The organism is Mesorhizobium sp. M5C.F.Ca.IN.020.32.2.1 (genome assembly GCF_004023105.1).
Classification (GTDB): Bacteria; Pseudomonadota; Alphaproteobacteria; order Rhizobiales; family Rhizobiaceae; genus Mesorhizobium; species Mesorhizobium wenxiniae.
Genome location: NZ_RZSX01000799.1, coordinates 1 through 2,886, shown reverse-complemented (window position 1 = coordinate 2,886; position 2,886 = coordinate 1). Strand labels below are relative to the sequence as shown.

Annotated in this window: 3 protein-coding genes; all 3 read left to right on the top strand. The window is 56.6% G+C overall.

Annotation, left to right across the window (positions count from 1 at the left end):
- Positions 1-624, top strand: a 624-nt coding sequence (locus EOA86_RS29010; protein WP_206630166.1) for a sulfotransferase domain-containing protein, incomplete at its 5' end; no start/stop codon positions are given.
- A gap of 120 nt (positions 625-744) precedes the next feature.
- Entirely contained in the window at positions 745-1,914 is a 1,170-nt protein-coding gene (locus EOA86_RS29005; protein ID WP_128344804.1) for a glycosyltransferase family 4 protein, read from the top strand.
- A 108-nt stretch (positions 1,915-2,022) separates the two neighbouring features.
- Positions 2,023-2,838: a glycosyltransferase family 2 protein gene (locus EOA86_RS29000; RefSeq protein WP_206523271.1), complete on the top strand. Its 816-nt coding sequence runs from the start codon at positions 2,023-2,025 to the stop codon at positions 2,836-2,838.
- The last annotated feature ends 48 nt before the right edge of the window (positions 2,839-2,886 follow it).

Genomic DNA, 2,886 nt, shown 5'->3' with positions numbered 1-2,886 from the left:
TGGTTAAGAGTCATGCTTGATCAGCTTGTCGTCGGCCTCGATTACACCCACGGCGGCAGCGCGTTCCACAGAAAAGATTTCCGCTCTGCCGACGCTTTTTTGGGAAAGCGGCCCCTGATTTTTTTGCATCGCAATCCGATCGACACAACAATTTCCGGATATTTTCACGTCACCAAACGCGAAGCGTGGCGCGGCTTATTCCAAGGCGATTTGTCGAGCTTTGTACGAGACCCACAGTTTGGTATCGAGAGGACCCTCCGCTTTAATGCAATGTGGCTGGCGGCAATAAGAGAAAGAGACGATGTGTTGATCACGCGATACGAAACGCTCCACAGCGATGCCGCCTCCGAGCTTAGACAAATCGCGAAATGGTTAAATGTAGAACCAGACGAGGAGGAAATTACGAAAGCAATTGACGTCGGTCGATTTGAGTCCATGAGAAACAAGGAATCCTCTGGGCAAAGCGATGAGCGCTATGGTCACCGCTTAAGAACGGTAGACAGCACCGATTCCGATAGTTTTAAAGTTAGACGCGGCGTAGTTGGCGGGTATAAGGACTACCTTACCGAAAAAGAAATTTTATACTGCAAAAATATCATGGAAAATTATGGAATAACTGCCTAGCGATAACCACATCTTCACTCCAGCAGTGCAGGCGGATAGCCAAACTGGTCAAATCGCGCTCATCTGCGTGATTTATCAAATCCGCCGGTTCCGGAGTGCTCAACGGCGTAGCGAGATCGCATGGATTTGTCACAGCATAATCAACGGGTTCAGGCGGAACCGAAGACGCCTATCCTGTTCGTACGCCAGCGCTATGCGCCCTTTGGCGGAGGCGAGATCATGCTGGAAAACATCATGGCGGCGTTCGCCGCGCGTCAACGGCCGGTGGCTGTGCTGTCCGGCGACTGGCCGCGATACGAAGGCATAGAATTCATCCATTGTGCCGGCCGCCGCTTTCCCCGCTCCCTGCGGGCGACGTCCTTTGCCCGAGCCGCATGCCGCAAGATCGCCGAAATGCCACCGGCCCTGGTGCAGAGCAACGATCGTCTTCCGTGCTGCGATGTCTTCCGGGCCGGGGAAGGCGTTCATGCCGCCTATCTTGCCGAGCGGCGTCGTTTCGAGACGCGGCTTGGCAGGGCAGCGACGGCGCTGAGTCCCTTTCATCGCCAGACGCTGCGTCTTGAACGCACAACCTATGCCAGCCCACGGCTTAAAGCTGTGATTGCCATTTCGAAAATGGTGGCTGAGGACATTATCCGTCACTACGACTATCCGGCGGAACGTGTGCACCATGTTCCCAACGGGGTTGACCTGGAACGCTTCAACCTGGAGCTGCGCCAACAGCATCGGGCCGCGGTCCGCGCGCAGCTCGATGTCGACGATAACAGGCCGGTCGTCCTGTTTGTCGGCTCGGGTTTCGCGCGAAAAGGACTTCTTCCATTGATGAAGGCTGTCGCCACGCTGGACGGTGAGCCGGAGGTGTGGGTCATTGGCCATGATTCGCGCGCCAATGCCTTCAAACAGGCCGGCGACAGACTGGGTCTGGGCGCAAGGCTCAGGATGTTGGGGCCGCAGAAAGATATGTTGCCATGGTACGGCGCGGCCGACATTGCCGTGCTGCCTTCCATTTATGACCCATTCGGCACAGTGGTGATCGAAGCCATGGCCAGCGGCTTGCCCGCCGTGGTAAGCACCGGGTGTGGGGCGCGCGAGCTGGTCGATCGGTTCGAGCCGACGCTTGTTTGCGACGCAGCCAGCGTAAACGACCTCGCCGCCGGGCTTGCCCGTGCGTTGCAGCTGTCATCACGGCCTGAGACTGCGGCAAAGGTCAGAGCGGCGGCCGAACATTACGATTTCAACGTCATGATCAGGAGAATGATAGCGCTCTACGAAAGTCTCGACCTGAGATAATTTTCGACATTCTTTTTGAATCCGTTAGTATCGCTCGGAGTGCTAACAGGCCGGGGGACCAGTTTCTTTGAACAACTGTTGCAGTTTTGACGCCGGAACCGTCTGACAGTGCCGGCGCTCTCAGTCATCATAATCAGCCGCAATGAGGAAGCGTGCATTGCACGTTGCCTTCGCTCGGTACATTTTGCCGACGAAATCGTCGTCCTCGACAACAACAGCACCGATCAAACCAGGGACATCGCCAGTGCACTCGGGGCCAAAGTCCTGATTACCCTCGATTGGCCCGGTTTCGGCGCGCAAAAAAACCGTGCCCTGGCCGCGGCGACAGGGGATTGGGTCCTTTCGCTTGATGCCGACGAGTGGGTCGAGCCACCCCTCGCTGCAGAAATCAGAGCCGCTATCGCCAACCCAAAAGGCTATGATGGCTTCGAAATACCAAGAAGATCCCGCTTTTGTGGGCACATCGTCCGCCATGGCGGCTGGTCGCCCGACCTGGTGCTCCGGCTTTTCCGGCGACAGTCCGGGCGCTTCAGCAACGACACGGTGCACGAGAAAGTTGTGGTGAATGGGAAGGTTACGCGATTGTCCCATCCTATGGAGCATGACTCCATCGCCGACCTGGCAGACGCGCATGACAAGATCGGCCGATACGCAGAAGCGTCCGCGGCGCGGCTGCTTACCGAGGGCAAAAGAAGCTCGATAAGCAAGGCGGTGTTGCGCTCGGTCTGGGCCTATATGAACAGCTATGTTTTTAAGCTGGGATTTCTGGACGGTTCGACCGGCGCAATGGTCGCCGCTTATTCAGCCAGCTACACCTATCAGAAATGGGCGCTTGTCGCATTGGGCAGCGAGGCGAAATCCGCCGAAAAAAGCAGGACCGGCGTGAAAGGCAAATCCGTGCGATTCAGAAATCGTCCTGGCTAATTTCCGCACCATTGTTGCCGAGCTGTTGCCAGACAGTTAGTGCTGTCT